Origin of the sequence: Vibrio penaeicida, assembly GCF_019977755.1 — a bacterium.
Taxonomy (GTDB): Bacteria; Pseudomonadota; Gammaproteobacteria; order Enterobacterales; family Vibrionaceae; genus Vibrio; species Vibrio penaeicida.
In genome coordinates, this window is the sequence record NZ_AP025144.1 from 3701390 (window position 1) to 3716260 (window position 14871).

Sequence of the window (14871 nt, forward strand, 5' to 3'; positions counted from 1 at the left end):
TTGTTTATAACAATTAGTGATTAGAAACAACAAGGCATAACCTATGTGGCATCAAACTACCTTTTGTCTCACCGCAAAACGCCGAGGCTTTCATCTTATTACTGATGAAATTGAACAACATTTACCACAAATTGACCAGTACTCGATAGGTCTTTTACATCTTTTTATTCAACATACGTCCGCAAGCTTAACTTTGAATGAAAATGCAGATCCAACCGTTCGTACTGATATGGAACAACACTTTAATAAATTTGTGCCGGAACGAGCGCCTTACTACTTACATACTTATGAAGGTGATGATGATATGCCTGCACATATCAAGGCGTCCACTTTAGGTTCAAGCGTGAGCATTCCAATTAGTAATGGGCGATTAGCGTTAGGAACTTGGCAAGGGGTGTACTTAGGAGAGCATCGCGATCATGGTGGCGCTCGAAGAATTATCGCCACGCTTCAAGGACAATGTGAATAGTTACCCATTATTTTCAGATTAAAAAGAGGTGCACTTCGGCACCTCTTCATATCATTTAGACTTATTCAGCATATTCATCACGATAGTCTAAAACGGCTGATTGATCATCACACGGAACATGTTTTCTTCATCACCAAATGCCATTTCTGTTCGAACCACAATGCCTTCTACTTGGAAGCGAATTCCACCGCCTAAGTTGTATTTCATATCGCGATGCAGTTCTTGAATACTGAATTCATCCGCCACTCTACCTGCATCAACGAAAGCCACCCACTGCCACCATGGCACGTCATACCAATTAAAAATTGGCCAACTTTGTAAGGGTTGCCATTCAGGCATAACTCGATACTCTAAGCTGTAGTGCACTGCACTTCTGCCATGGTAACGATTCGCCGAGTAACCGCGAAGATGGTACAAGCCCCCCAAGGAAACGCCTGCATATTCTGGTGGTCTTTCACACGTTCCGGAACCACAGCGATTCCACGTAGGGGTATCGGCGACATACATATCAAACGCCAAAACTTGGCGAGAAAATACGTCGTCTACTTTGCCAAGGCTAAAGTAGTGGCTTTGCTCAATTTCAACTTTGGTCCATGTATTGTCGTTACCCGAATCGGGAGCGTGAGCAATGTTCAATTTCAGCTTAGCCCCTAAGCTTGGGTTTCGAACGTCATTACGGTTGTCCCATTCAAATCCGAGGTTTACACCCCATGTCGAATCGGGTGCCGAATCATTTGAGCTACTTAAGCTGCGTTCGGATAAAAACGGCTCAAACTTAATGGTGGAAATCCCACTGGTTGCAGGAGATGCCCCTTGAATACGTCTTTTGGGTTCATACGCCGCTCTTGCTCCTTTGAAGGCGGCTGCGCCCCAAGGAATGATGTAGCGCATCGTGAAGTGGTATTGCGCTTCCTTTGCATCCGTGACGGTTTTCTGGCTGTACTGAGAGTCATTATCGCCCGCACTGCCTAGATGGTATATGTAGTCGGAATAGCTGGCATTGTAGGCATCAAAACCGAGTAGCCATGCGTTGCCAACTTGAAAGTTGTTGTAGCCAATAAAGGTCATGTTGCTGCCTTTATCGGATATCAGCCCTGCCCCAATCAACCCTGCTTGTGGTTGACCAAGGCCTTTCAGTAGACCCGCCACACCGATGGTATTTCCCAACGTACTGGATGAAAAAGCAAAAGGAACAGCGGCGGTGTCTGGCATCCAAGGTGGAAGCCACTCATAGGCGGAGACAACACCTGGCGCGCAGAAGGAAGAAGCAAGTAGGCTTGAAATAATCAGACGCTTTGGCATAACTCAGTCCATGTACTCCATGGCAACACGCGATGTCAGCTTTGTCACCAATTCGTAAGCGATTGTGCCAATGTGTTGCGCGACCTCTTCTGAAGGCAATTCTTGCCCCCACAGAATAACCTCATCGCCGACTTTATCTTGGCAATCCGCTCCTAAATCGACGGTCAGCATGTCCATGGAGACTCGCCCAACCACCGATACACGTCGACCATTCACCAATACCGGTGTACCAGCAGGCGCAGTTCTTGGGTATCCATCACCATAGCCAATCGCTATTACACCAATTTTGGTGTCACGTTCACTATGCCAAATCGCACCGTAGCCAACGGGTTCACCCTTTTTGAGGTCGCGAACCGCAATCAAGTGCGATTTCAGTGTCATTACTGGTTTAAAGCCCAACTCATTTGCGCTTTTATCCGCAAACGGGGACACACCATACATGATAATGCCTGGGCGAACCCAGTCGAGATGGCTGTCTTTCCAAGCCAACAACCCTGACGACGCAGCTAAGGTTCTTTCTCCTTTGCAGCCTTCAGTCAGCAATAAAAAACTGTCGATTTGTTCTTGAGTCGCTGGGTTTTCTAGTTCATCTGCGCACCCGAAATGGCTAATGTAACGCAGCGGTTTAGCTACATTGTCGCACGCTTTCAAACGCTCAACGTATTCAGAGTACACTTCAGGGCGAACACCTAAGCGGTGCATCCCTGTGTCTACTTTGAGCCAGACTTTGACGGGGTTTTCTAACGTTGCTTGTTCTAACGCTTCAAGCTGCTCTTCACAATGCACGACTGTTTGAATGTTATTGGTCACCAATATCGGTAAGTCACGCGAGGAATAAAAACCTTCAAGCAACAATATGGGTTTCACAATCCCCCCTGCACGCAACTGCAGGGCTTCTTCTATTCTTGCCACACCAAAAGCATCAGCATCAACGGCCGCTTGCGCTATTTTCAGTAAGCCATGCCCATAAGCATTGGCTTTAACCACCGACATAACTTTACTGTTGGGCGCATGCTGCTTCACCATTTTCAGGTTGTGCTTCAATGCAGAAAGATCGATGCATGCGGACGCCGCTTTCATATAGCTCATAGGGGAAGATTACTCATCATCAAACGCAGGACCTGCGTAGTTGTCGAAGCGAGAGAATTGACCTTGGAACGTCAGTCGCACGGAACCGATAGGACCATTACGTTGTTTACCCAAAATGATCTCGGCAATACCTTTGAGCGTGCTGTCTGGGTTGTACACTTCGTCACGGTAGATGAACATGATCAAATCGGCATCCTGCTCGATAGAACCTGATTCACGTAGATCCGAGTTTACTGGGCGTTTATCTGCTCGTTGCTCCAAAGAACGGTTAAGCTGCGACAAAGCAACAACAGGAACATTCAGTTCTTTTGCTAGTGCTTTCAAAGAACGGGAAATTTCTGCAATTTCCAATGTACGGTTATCCGATAGAGCGGGTACACGCATCAGCTGAAGGTAGTCGACCATGATAAGTGACAAGCCACCATGTTCACGAGCGATACGACGTGCACGAGAACGAACTTCAGTAGGAGTAAGACCAGAGCTATCATCGATGTACATGTTTTTCTTTTCCATGAGAATACCCATGGTAGAAGAAATACGCGCCCAATCTTCATCGTCTAGCTGACCAGTACGGATTTTTGTTTGGTCGACGCGAGAAAGGGATGCCAACATACGCATCATGATTTGCTCAGAGGGCATCTCTAACGAGAAAATAAGCACGGGCTTATCAGATACCATGGCGGCGTTTTCACACAAGTTCATCGCAAAGGTTGTTTTACCCATCGATGGGCGTGCCGCAACAATAATTAGATCCGACCCCTGTAAACCTGCCGTCTTCTTGTTGAGGTCGTTGAAGCCCGTATCAACACCCGTAACACCATTTTGTGGTGTTTTGTAAAGGATTTCGATACGTTCCAGAGTTTTCTCTAGAATGTTATCGACATTCTGAGGACCTTCATTCTCATTGGTTCTGTCTTCTGCAATGGCGAAAACTTTACTCTCAGCCAAATCAAGAAGGTCTTCGGAGCTGCGTCCTTGTGGATCGTAACCGGCATCAGCTATTTCATTCGCCACACCGATTAGGTTTCGAACCAGTGCACGCTCCGCAACAATATCGGCATAAGCATTAATATTCGCGGCACTTGGCGTGTTTTTCGCCAGATCAGCTAGATAAGCAAAACCGCCCACATCATCGAGGGTTTCTCGTTGCTCTAGGAATTCCGATAAGGTGATTAGATCGAGTGGTTTGTTTTCTTCTAAAAGGGTTTTCACCCCTTCAAAAATCATTCTATGTGGTCGGCTATAAAAGTCCTTCGCCACTACCCTTTCAGCAACCGAATCCCAACGTTCATTATCTAAAAGCAGACCACCGATAACAGATTGCTCTGCTTCTAACGAATGCGGCGGTACTTTGATAGCGTCAACTTGGCTATCTATTGGCTTCTTATTACGATTATCTCGGGTATCTGGCATGGGTGTTCTCAACAGCTTATCGTGATCGTTCATTATAGCTAAGTTCTATAACCAAGTAACCTCAAGATGCTCGGTTCAGCGAGAATGAATTGACTTTCAGACAAGGCACCGATTTGAAGAATTTACGAAATTAACACAGTCCTGACCCGAGACTTTAAGGCTATTAATACAATCTCATATGTCATGCGCCGTGCCGCTATATAGCCAAGTGTATGGTTGAATAAAATAAGAATATGAGAGAGGTATTGGGTGTCGAAAAATTTGCTTGTGCTTAGTCTGGCGGTATTTAATGCCAGCCTTTATGCAGAGGAAAGTACCGACACGGATACGTCGCCTTCATCTCCCTTGAAAACAGAGGTGGAATTCGGATACCAAGCGCACAGTGGTAACTCCAATTCGGAATCCCTAAATAGCCGCTTGGAAGGGGTTTACACACAAGGAAGACATCGACATTCAGGTGAATGGAAGTTCTATAAACTGAATAAAAACGATAAGGAAGACAAGAAACAGTCTACCTACCAAGTTCAAAGTGACTACAAGCTCGCACCTCGTACTTACCTTTACGCCAACTTCAAAGGCATCGACTCAAAATACAGTGCGTATTTTAAAGATTACACTTGGTCGAGCGGGCTCGGTTATCAGTTTACCTATACGGATGACTTAAAGCTCTCTTTGGAATTGGGTCCAGGTTATCGACATCAAAAGCCTAATCTGGATGAGTTGGATGACGATGACTTAATTTTCCCAGACAACGTGGATGAGTTTATCTTTCGAGGGCATTTCAAAGGTGACTGGAAAGTGTTGCCGGCACTGTCGCTCAGTGCTGACTTATTAATCGTAAGCGGAAAATCCAACACACGCTTCGATAACGAAATCAGTATTACCAACGCCATTACAGAAGACATCGCGCTAAAGCTTTCTCACTCTAGGCAGTATCTCGATCGCGTTCCCAATGATTTAAGTAACACGGATACCGTGGTGTCGGCGAATCTGCTGGTCAAGTTTTGATTTGTACAAAGTATTGACTCTTAGATATAAAAAAAGCTGGCTTTAAGCCAGCTTTTCTCAAATCGCTTGGTACTGAATTACTCAGCAGCAACAACTTGTAGGTTGATCTTAGCGAACACTTCAGAGTGAAGTTGTACGTTAATTTCAAACTCACCAGTGTTACGTAGAGCACCTTCAGGTAGGCGAACTTCGCTCTTAGCTACTTCAACACCTGCCGCTGTGATAGCGTCAGCGATGTCACGAGTACCGATAGAACCGAATAGTTTACCTTCGTCACCAGCTTTAGAAGCAATAACAACTGCTTCAAGAGCGTTAACTTTCTCAGCACGAGCTTCAGAAGCTTGTAGTTGCTCAGCAACTTTTGCTTCTAGTTCAGCGCGACGAGCTTCGAACATTTCAACGTTAGATTTAGTTGCCATTACAGCCTTACCTTGTGGGATAAGGAAGTTACGAGCGTAACCAGATTTAACATTTACTTGATCGCCAAGACCACCTAGGTTACCGATTTTATCAAGTAGAATAACTTGCATTGTTTAATCCTCTTTCTAAATAGACGGTGCCGATTACTGATGCTTGTCAGTGTACGGCAGTAGTGCTAGGTAGCGAGCACGCTTGATAGCGCGAGCTAGCTGACGCTGATACTTAGCGCTTGTACCAGTGATACGGCTAGGTACGATTTTACCAGCTTCAGTGATGTAGTTTTTAAGAGTTGCTACGTCTTTGTAATCAATCTCTTGTACGCCTTCTGCAGTGAAACGGCAGAATTTACGACGACGGAAGAAACGAGCCATGGGCTATCTCCTGATCTTAAATATATGTGATATTTTCGGCATGTAACACTAATTTCCCATTGCCATTTCGGCTGGTTTGATAAGCGACAAAACCACTTACCTTAATGTGACTGCCTATAACGAGTTCTTGAGTTAACTCTTGCGACCTTTGCCCGCTAATGATTACCGGCATACGACAATAAACTTGTCTGGGGTAATCCGCTTCTAGCACTGTAGAACGATGCTCTAGCCAAAATCGGCAATGGGCGACGCCTGCAGGGCTGTGGCTTCGAATCGGTGCTTTAGCGACTGTGCCACTTAGCTCCATTCGATTGGTCATGCAATGAATTACTCAGCAGCTGCTTCTGGTTTAGCTTCTGTGCGTTCTGTACGCTCTGTACGCTCTGTACGCTCTTCACGACGAGGAGCACGCTCTGCACGCTCTTCTTTTTGCTTAAGCATAATAGATTGTTCAGTCACAGCGCCTTTAGTGCGCATGATCATGTTACGTAGAACTGCATCGTTGAAACGGAAAGCAGTTTCTAGCTCGTCAATCACTTCTTGACCAGCTTCAACGTTCATAAGAACGTAGTGAGCTTTGTGAAGCTTGTTGATTGGGTAAGCCATTTGACGACGACCCCAGTCTTCTAGACGGTGGATAGTACCGCCAGCTTCTGTGATAGAACCAGTGTAACGCTCGATCATGCCAGCAACTTGCTCGCTTTGATCAGGGTGAACCATGAATACGATTTCGTAATGACGCATTTGGTTGCTCCTTACGGATTATTAGCTTCCACGAATGGCTCGGTCGTCCAGAGGAAGCAAGGAACTAAAGAAAAATGACCGAGTTTTAAGGACGGCAAATAGTATAGAAAAACACCGCTAAGAGCAAGGGGAATTTAGAGTGTTAGAAGAGATATTTGTAAGACTCAAACTTTTATATCCAGCAGGCGCTAAGATCATACCCCAAAGGCACCGGACAACGGTGCCGATGCCATGATATTTCAGTGTATTACGCGTGGTTGCTAGCTATCGGTACTTTCGAAAATTTTATCAGCAGAAGCGGTAACGAAACCCGAGTAGAGCTCACCATTTTTCATTGGATAGCGCTTGGCAAATTCATAGAAGCCTCCAGGAACAACCTCCGAACTTCCTACAAAAGTAACGGGGACTTTATCCGCCATGGTAGAAGATTGCTCTAACAACACGTCTGGGGAGCCTTTCACTTCGCCGCCAAATTCATTGATGGTAAAGCCGGATTCTTTGAGGTGGCTGTTCACATCAATAACGTCTTCAAATTGATTTAACTGATTCACACTAACAGTAAAATGGTTTGCACCATATCCATGAGCCGCTAACCAAGCCGCATATTCACTTTCCGCCGCCAGCGCTCGATAGTCGGTATGGTTGATATCCCACATTCTCCCACTGTGCAGGAATTCACTGCCTGCTAGCTGAGCAGTATCCACTTGCTCAAGCAATCTCGCGACAATGTCTTGCAGTTCAGGAGAGCATTTTTCTACTTCCAATTCACTAATAAACACTTTGGGCTGCTTAGGATCTGGATGTTCAAAGTGTTTTGCTACCAACTTTTTGGATTCAAAGACATAGTCGCCAGCCGCTTTGTACCCGAGTTCCAAAAAGGGTTTGGCCAACGTCTCTATTCCTAATGGCGCTACACCAAACGTTCTTAGCGCAATGTGGTCATTGATGAGAGCTTCATCTTCCTGCAGTAAATCATGGACCTTTTGAGCAGAAGGACAAAGGCGGGTGATGTAATCGTTCCAAAGTGAAGCAAACAAAGTATCCGGCGACATAACGCCTCCTTTTTAGAACTACCAAGACAGGTAGAGGTGACTGAAGCCTGTGACGGAGTTTTAGCTAACTGCCTGTTATTATTTTAACTTGAACAGTAAGGGGCTATAGAAATATAGCCCCTTGTTTATCTAATTTTACAGCTCAACACCTGGGCTTAGGGTGGCTGGTAACAAGGTTTCTTGCCCTTCCATTGAAGCCATTGGGTAAGCACAGTAATCTGCGGCATAGTAAGCGCTTGGTCTAAGGTTACCAGACGCACCTGGTCCACCAAATGGTGCATCTCCGCTTGCTCCCGTCAGTTGGCGGTTGCGGTTTACAATGCCGGCACGGATGTGCTCAACGAAGTAATCCCAATCACTGTCCATCGTGGAAACCAATCCAGCAGATAAGCCAAAACGAGTGTCGTTTGCCATCTCGACCGCAGACTCTAAGCCTTCGTAGCGAATCACCTGTAATAACGGTCCGAAGTACTCTTCATCTGGCAGGTCGGCGATTTGGGTCACGTCAATGATGCCCGGCGTAACGAACGCTTCGCCTTTTGATTCCGCTTCTATCAGGCTGACACCACCGAGACCTTGAAGGTGAGATTGAGCATTTAAAATCCCTTCAGCCGCTTGAATGGAGATTTGTGGTCCCATAAAAGGTGCAGGTTCCGCGAAAGGTTCGTCGACACGGATTTTTGCCGTTGCTGACACCAGCTTATCAACCAATTGGTCGCCGCTTTCCCCAACAGGTACGTACAAACGACGCGCACAAGTACAACGTTGACCAGCACTAATGAATGCGGATTGAATGATGGTGTATACCGTGGCGTCAACATCACCAAAATGGTCGGCTATGACCATTGGGTTGTTGCCGCCCATTTCCAGTGCCAGCATTTTATCTGGCTGACCTGCAAATTGGCGATGCAGTACATGACCCGTATTCGCGCTACCAGTAAACAACACGCCGTCGATTTGCTTGGAATTTGCTAATGCAATGCCCGTTTCTTTAGCACCTTGCACTAGATTTATCACGCCATCAGGTAGCCCTGCTTGCTGCCAAAGCTTCATCGCAAACTCGCCCGTCCAAGGGGTTTGCTCCGATGGTTTGAACACTACGGTATTACCAGACAATAGTGCAGGCACGATATGTCCATTAGGCAAGTGACCCGGGAAGTTATAAGGGCCAAAGACCGCCATCACACCCAATGGGCGATGTCGAAGTACAATTTGGTTGCCTGCGGCTTCTCTTTGCGCTTCACCAGTACGATCGTGATAAGCACGAATGGAAATGGCAATTTTCCCTGCCATAGCACCCGCTTCTGTTCGGGTTTCCCAAATTGGCTTTCCGGTTTCTTTCGCGATGATGGTTGCGATTTCTTCGCTGTTTTCTTTCACCAACTCTGCAAATTTCAGTACGACGGTTTCGCGTTCGACAAAAGGCAATTTCTTCCACTGCAAGAAAGCAGAACGGGCAGCGCTTACTGCGGATTCAACCTGCTCTTCTGTTGCGCCTTTACCTTGCCAAATCGTTTCCCCATTGTAGGGACTAGTTGACGCCAGCTCTTCACCTGAACCATCAACCCAAGATCCATTTATCCAGTGCGTGCTCATACTGCTTTTCCTTTTTTCATGTTCACGTTACTGTGCGAGCAAACGCACGTATTCGCCGTCTTTGACTTCCAATGCATTGGCAATGTCTTGTGTCAGTAAAACGGTGTCCGACGCTTTGTCGTATGCCGCTGCGCCTGCAACGGCTCTAAAATCTTCAAATGACGAATTACACATCAAATATTGTTGGGCACTGGAATGTTCTTGAACACTCACTTTGGCTCTGAAAGAGCGACGTACCGAGTCAATATTTCGCAAGTCACACTCGACCGATGGACCCGCATCAAAGATGTCGACATAACCACGACACGAGAACCCTTCTTGCTCCAGTAAACGAAGCGCTGGACGTGTGTTGTCATGTACTTTACCAATCACAGCCTGCGCTTCTGGCGACAGTAAATTGATGTAAATTGGTAGCTTGGGCATAAGATCGGCAATGAAGCCTTTCTTTCCTATCCCCGTGAGATAGTCCGCCATGGTGAATTCAATAGAGAAGAAGTGTTCTTGCAGCCATTGCCAAAATGGCGAATTACCTTCGTCATCGGAAACACCGCGCATTTCTGCAAAGACAGTTTCGGAGAATCGATGCGGGTGTTCCGCCATCATTAAGAAACGACACTTGGACATGAGCCGCCCATTGAGTCCTTTACGGAATTGGGGGCGTAAAAACAGGGTACAAATCTCACTGCAACCCGTGTAGTTATTACCAAATGTCAGCAGCTTCACTACATTATTGACGCCAAGCTTGGGTGAGGAATGCACCACTTTACTGATGTGATAGGTATAAAACGGTACATCCCAGCCAATCGAAGCCTCGATGCCAGTTGTCCCAGCGACTTCCCCCGTTTCGCTGTCAAAACCAACCATCAAATACCCTTCATCTCCGGGCTCTTTAACTTCAGGCTTATCAAAGCTGTAAACAGAGTGATCTATTCGATTAGTCAGTAATTCTTCGTTGACAGGAAGAGAAGTAAATCCATGTCCTGATTCGACGGCACACGTATGCAGTGCCTCATAATCTTGTTTTGTAATCGGACGTACTACAAGCATCACAACTCCCTCCAGATGCTATGGTAAGACCCCATTCGAAGTGAAAAGGTCGGGTGATAAACACCCGACCTTGACTCGAACCGAGCGACTTAACCTAAACTAAGCTTGCGATGGCTTTTTCTAGTCTCGCTAATCCTTCTTCGATTTCTTCTTTTGAAATCACTAAAGATGGTGTGAATCGAACGACGTTGGCACCAGCAACCAGAACCATCAGCCCTTCATTTCCTGCTGCTACAAGCACATCACGAGCGCGACCTTGCCACTCTTCGTTCAGCGCTGCACCAAGCAGCAAACCTTTACCACGAACTTCAGAGAAAATCGGGTACTTATTGTTAATTCTAGTCAAACCTTCACGGAATAGCGCTTCGCGCTCTTTTACGCCCGCTAAAACGTCTGGTTGGCTTACAACGTCAACCACGGCTTCCGCTACGGCACAAGCCAACGGGTTACCACCATACGTTGAACCGTGCGTGCCGACTTTCATGTGCTTAGACAATTCTGTTGTTGTAAGCATCGCACCGACAGGGAAACCACCACCCAGTGATTTCGCCGTGCTAAGAATATCTGGCGTGATACCAAGACCTTGGTAAGCGTAAAAGTCACCCGTACGACCGTTGCCCGTCTGTACTTCATCGAGGATAAGCAATACGTTGTGCTTGTCACACAAGGTGCGAACCGCTTCCACAAATTCAGGGGTTGGCGAAATAATTCCACCTTCACCCTGTAATGGCTCCATCATGATGGCGCAAGTACGCTCTGATGAAATGTGCGCTTCCAACGCTTCTACATCGTTGTAAGGCAAGTGAGTGACATCACCTGGTTTAGGACCGAATCCATCAGAATACGCCGCTTGACCACCCACTGTTACAGTGAAGAAGGTGCGGCCATGGAAGCCTTGTTTGAATGCGATGATTTCGGACTTTTCTTCACCATGCGTATCCACTGCCCAACGGCGCGCTAATTTCAGCGCGGCTTCGTTTGCTTCTGCACCTGAATTGGCAAAAAACACTTTTTCAGCAAAGCTGACTTCGGTCAGTTTTTTTGCTAGGCGAAGCGCAGGCTCGTTCGTCATGACATTACTTAAATGCCAAATTTTATTCGCTTGTTCTGTTAGTGCAGAAACCATCGCTGGATGACAATGCCCTAAGCAGCTCACAGCAATACCACCAGCAAAGTCGATATATTCTTTGTCGGCTTGGTCCCAAACTCGGGCACCCTCTCCTCGAACCGGAATGATTTCCATCGGGTTATAACAAGGTACCATTACGTCGTTAAACCAGCTGCGTTCTACTTTATTTTCCATTGTCATCACATACTCCATTTCGATCCCAATGTAATCAGCATTAGTAAGTTCAAATACCTAATGGCATTTTCTACTGCTCAAACATTGTATTTACATTAATTTAACTATTTCAATAGTGATTTGTTCTTTTTACTGAGCAAACAACACGCCACCCCAGCTCTCGCATGATTATTTATGCACGAGCAAACCGCTTTTATGAAGCAATTTATACTTATGGGTAAAATAAGCTGAGGTTAACCATATATAGATAGTAGGGTTACGCAAACAAGAGAATCGTATTGCGAATAGTTTTGCATAGACTGCGGATAGAAAAATAATTCAGAAAAATGTTAGGAAAAGTGACCCTAAGCAGGGTTTATCGTCGCAAAAAGTTCGCCAGTAACTCGTGGCCTTGTTCCGTTTTGATGGATTCCGGGTGAAATTGAACGCCTTCAATCGGTAACGTCTTATGTTGAAAGCCCATAATTTCATCAAACTTCCCATCCGATGACTGTGTCCATGCTGTCACTTCAAAACAATCGGGAAGGCTTTTGGTTTCAACCACAAGAGAGTGATAACGTGTCACTGTTAACGGCAGATTCAACTGCTCGAACAAGCCAATATCGATATGTTGAATTGGGGACGTTTTCCCATGCATTACTTTTTTGGCTCGAACAACATTACCACCAAAAACTTGAGCAATAGCTTGATGACCAAGACATACACCTAAAATAGGTAACTTTCCTGCAAAGTGCTCTATTGCACTCAAGGAAATTCCTGCTTCGTTCGGGGTACAAGGGCCAGGGGAGATAACCAAATGCGACGGCGCCAGTAACTCGATTTCGTCTAAAGTGATTTCATCATTACGCACAACTTTTACATCCGCACCCAGCTCACAGAAGTACTGGTATAGGTTGTAGGTAAAAGAGTCGTAATTATCGATGATTAACAGCATAGGGAACGTCGTATACATGGATGATTGGCTATGTAACTTAAGGGCGGTATTGTGCAGCAGAGGCGATGAAAGGCAAGTGAAAATTGTTCATAAGATGAAATTGTCAATATTCAAGCTGTAAAGCGACATTAACAGGCCGCGATTGCCCCTTACTTTCTAAGAATAAAAAAAAGCCTCAGCAAACGCTGAGGCTTTAAAAGATTCAGGCAAGATTACTTACACGCGATCTCATCCCAGAAATGGTTAGAGGTCAGTGGCGTTTCCCACATACCTGGACCATTTTTGGCAATAAAACATTTACCAGCGTGAGTCACCTTGTCGCCATCAGCAACCTGACTTACACCTGCTTCCCATTGAATGAAACCACCTGAGTTTGTAGGAGGAGTCGTTGGCGGCGTAGTTGTTCCGTCAGCGACTACCCAAGGATCACCTAGTGCAGGATCGTGCCCTTGTGTCCAGTTCTTCGCTTGGTAAACCACACCTTTACGAGCTGCTTTATCGTTTTTGTTGTAAACCTTAGTGGCTTCCCAACCCGCAACACCATTTACTGGTGGCTCTACGCCCGTTCCTGGTTCAACCGGAATTGGCTTATCTGTTACACGTACTTGAGGCCACGTCGCATGTGAGCCATAGAAGTTCGTTACACACTTCTCATAGTCACCCGGTACAAGTGCTGAGTACGCCGTTTGGAAACCGACTAGCTCACACTCAAATGAGAAACCGCCAGGGCGATCGGCATGGTATTTCCAGTTACCATCCCAGTTGGTGTAAAGCACATCAGTGGCACCATTTAAGTTCAAGCTTCCGTATGGAGTCTGCTGATAACATGTGTTTTTCTCATCAGCTTCAACTGGAATTTGGTAATGCGCTGCAAGACCTTCCCAGTAACGAATACGGTTTACAGGCTGACCTTTTGTCTTGTTCTGCTCACCACACTCAATGCCGCCATTAATAACGTTGATGGTTGTACCAAAGCCATAGCCAATACCTGCTGCTGCTTCACGCTGAGACGGAGCCCAAGTACGGTCAATAACATGCAACATTGCTGGTTTTGGTGCTTGAGGAGTCAGGAAGAACCAGATTGCAGAAGCTAGGTTCAACCATGAATCCGCTACTAGAGCTGGGTTTTTCAATAATACTGTCGCATCACCGTCAAACATTACTTCAGAGAATGCGCCGTAGTTAAAGTGGTAAGAAAGCTGTTTAGCACCACGACCAAAGTATCCCTGACCCGCTTCACACGGCCAACGCGCGTTTTGCCAATCGTTTTGACCACAACCCGTTGTGTAGCCTTCTTGACCTTCAGCCCAGCCCATTTCACGTACGTGAACCAAAGCCTGCTGCCACTCTTCTAGCGCAAGAGGGTTGTCAGAAACATTGTCGATTGCAATGTGACCACCGGTTTCTTGAGCAAAGTGAGCAAATGCCGTTACGATGGATTTCTTACAAATCGCATCAGAATCACGACCATCTGTGTACTCGCCACAGAACGCAGGGAATTTACCAATCGCACGCAAGAAACGCGTGTAAGTGTATTCTGGAGCAGCCATACCCGTTAGGAAATCCCACTCAGCTTGAGGGAATACGCGCTCTACACGCTTAACGTTTTCTGGGTTGCTTGCTAGTCCCGGTAGGATAGCTTCAACTACCGTATTTGGACGCGTCTCCAATGCTTTAGACCAGATGTCATACATTGGATCGACAGTGATTGAGTTTTCAACCGCTTGAATGTCTGCACGTGAAATGATGTAGCCAGTAGGATTTGTAGGGTCCGGTTGGATGTTCATTGCCGCGAATGCATTTGCCGACAATAAACCGCCAATCAATACTGAAAGGTAACGTTTTGTATTCATTCTTATTCCTCTCGCTCCATAAAAATGTAGGGAATCGACAGAATGATAAGTCACCTATTTAGTTAATCGCAGTGAAATGTATAAGTACAATTGATTATTCCGAGTCACTTCTACCATATGAAAACCGCACACCAACTTGCTACATTGGAATTGAGTAACTAATCAAGAAAATCACAGGTTTGGTAAACAACTTAATTTATATGGCAAGATCACAGTTTGAACCACATGCTGAAGAGCTAACTTTTTACTCGAAAAATGAAAGCGAGAAGC

Annotated in this window: 15 protein-coding genes; 2 read left to right on the plus strand and 13 right to left on the minus strand. The window is 45.9% G+C overall.

What is annotated here, in order from left to right; genetic code table 11:
- Positions 1-43 precede the first annotated feature (43 nt).
- Positions 44-469, plus strand: coding sequence for a secondary thiamine-phosphate synthase enzyme YjbQ (locus LDO37_RS16700; RefSeq protein ID WP_126610183.1), 426 nt, complete (start codon positions 44-46; stop codon positions 467-469).
- A gap of 87 nt (positions 470-556) precedes the next feature.
- Here LDO37_RS16700 and LDO37_RS16705 read toward each other — a convergent pair whose 3' ends face one another.
- The 3 genes from LDO37_RS16705 to LDO37_RS16715 are packed head-to-tail and all read right to left on the minus strand — an operon-like array spanning position 557 to position 4273.
- Positions 557-1771 carry a BamA/TamA family outer membrane protein gene (locus LDO37_RS16705; protein WP_185829953.1) on the minus strand — a complete coding sequence of 405 codons (1215 nt, stop codon included), beginning with the start codon at positions 1769-1771 and terminating at the stop codon, positions 557-559.
- A gap of 3 nt (positions 1772-1774) precedes the next feature.
- Positions 1775-2851: an alanine racemase gene (gene alr, locus LDO37_RS16710; protein WP_221768604.1), complete on the minus strand. Its 1077-nt coding sequence runs from the start codon at positions 2849-2851 to the stop codon at positions 1775-1777.
- 18 nt (positions 2852-2869) lie between these two features.
- Entirely contained in the window at positions 2870-4273 is a 1404-nt protein-coding gene (locus tag LDO37_RS16715; RefSeq protein ID WP_104400165.1) for a replicative DNA helicase, read from the minus strand.
- Positions 4274-4522: 249 nt separating this feature from the next.
- On the opposite strand from LDO37_RS16715, the gene LDO37_RS16720 reads away from it, so the two are divergent.
- Entirely contained in the window at positions 4523-5281 is a 759-nt protein-coding gene (locus tag LDO37_RS16720) for a DUF481 domain-containing protein (protein WP_126610181.1), read from the plus strand.
- Between the two features lie 77 nt (positions 5282-5358).
- On the opposite strand, the gene rplI is transcribed toward LDO37_RS16720, so the two are convergent.
- The 10 genes from rplI to LDO37_RS16770 all read right to left on the minus strand — a co-directional run bounded on the left by rplI (position 5359) and on the right by LDO37_RS16770 (position 14601).
- On the minus strand, positions 5359-5811 hold the full coding sequence (gene rplI / locus LDO37_RS16725) for a 50S ribosomal protein L9 (protein WP_104400154.1): 453 nt from the start codon (positions 5809-5811) through the stop codon (positions 5359-5361).
- 33 nt (positions 5812-5844) lie between these two features.
- On the minus strand, positions 5845-6072 hold the full coding sequence (rpsR, locus tag LDO37_RS16730; RefSeq protein WP_000090471.1) for a 30S ribosomal protein S18: 228 nt from the start codon (positions 6070-6072) through the stop codon (positions 5845-5847).
- Positions 6073-6088: 16 nt separating this feature from the next.
- Positions 6089-6391, minus strand: a complete 303-nt coding sequence (gene priB, locus LDO37_RS16735; protein ID WP_101114160.1) for a primosomal replication protein N — start codon at positions 6389-6391, stop codon at positions 6089-6091.
- A gap of 8 nt (positions 6392-6399) precedes the next feature.
- The gene (rpsF, locus tag LDO37_RS16740) at positions 6400-6816 is read right to left on the minus strand and encodes a 30S ribosomal protein S6 (RefSeq protein ID WP_126610180.1); all 417 of its coding nucleotides are present in this window, start codon (positions 6814-6816) and stop codon (positions 6400-6402) included.
- Between the two features lie 260 nt (positions 6817-7076).
- Positions 7077-7868: a DUF1338 domain-containing protein gene (locus LDO37_RS16745; RefSeq protein ID WP_126610179.1), complete on the minus strand. Its 792-nt coding sequence runs from the start codon at positions 7866-7868 to the stop codon at positions 7077-7079.
- 135 nt (positions 7869-8003) lie between these two features.
- Positions 8004-9464 (minus strand): succinylglutamate-semialdehyde dehydrogenase, encoded by a 1461-nt coding sequence (gene astD, locus LDO37_RS16750; RefSeq protein WP_126610178.1) that lies wholly within the window; start codon positions 9462-9464, stop codon positions 8004-8006.
- A 27-nt stretch (positions 9465-9491) separates the two neighbouring features.
- A complete protein-coding gene (gene astA / locus LDO37_RS16755) occupies positions 9492-10511 on the minus strand; it encodes an arginine N-succinyltransferase (protein ID WP_126610177.1) in 1020 nt (339 codons plus the stop codon).
- A 94-nt stretch (positions 10512-10605) separates the two neighbouring features.
- Positions 10606-11820: an aspartate aminotransferase family protein gene (locus LDO37_RS16760; RefSeq protein WP_104400150.1), complete on the minus strand. Its 1215-nt coding sequence runs from the start codon at positions 11818-11820 to the stop codon at positions 10606-10608.
- A gap of 349 nt (positions 11821-12169) precedes the next feature.
- Complete coding sequence (locus LDO37_RS16765) at positions 12170-12748, minus strand: aminodeoxychorismate/anthranilate synthase component II (protein WP_126610176.1); 579 nt, start codon at positions 12746-12748, stop codon at positions 12170-12172.
- 212 nt (positions 12749-12960) lie between these two features.
- Positions 12961-14601: a chitinase gene (locus LDO37_RS16770; protein ID WP_126610175.1), complete on the minus strand. Its 1641-nt coding sequence runs from the start codon at positions 14599-14601 to the stop codon at positions 12961-12963.
- Positions 14602-14871 lie beyond the last annotated feature (270 nt).